The organism is Streptomyces sp. SP18CS02, from assembly GCF_036322365.1.
Lineage (GTDB): Bacteria > Actinomycetota > Actinomycetes > Streptomycetales > Streptomycetaceae > Streptomyces.
The window spans coordinates 1-309 of sequence record NZ_JAQYXC010000151.1; the positions used below are offsets into that span (position 1 = coordinate 1).

Below are 309 nucleotides of genomic sequence, written 5' to 3' on the forward strand. Positions count from 1 at the left end.
GGGGGGGGGGGGCGGCGGTAACCCGAACGAACAGTCGGGGAGAAAACTTCTCTCGTGGAAGACACACAAGCCCCCCAGCTCCCACGCCAGAACACCCCCCCCCCCCACCCACAAGCAATCTCACAAACCCAACAAAACAACAAAAACACCAACACAAACCAACAGATTAACAACAACCCCAAAGGCCCAAAACCCAAAAAAAACCACACATCCCCCCAACCCAACAACACAACCCAAATATACCCCAGCCCCAACCAACAAACAAACAAACAACAACCCTCAAACAAAAAAAAAAACCAAAAAAAAAAC

At 49.8% G+C, this 309-nt stretch carries 1 protein-coding gene; it reads left to right on the top strand.

Going from position 1 to position 309, the window contains the following annotated elements:
- Positions 1 to 54: 54 nt before the first annotated feature.
- On the top strand, positions 55 to 309 hold a 255-nt coding region (locus tag PUR26_RS01060; protein WP_329868282.1), incomplete at its 3' end, for a hypothetical protein.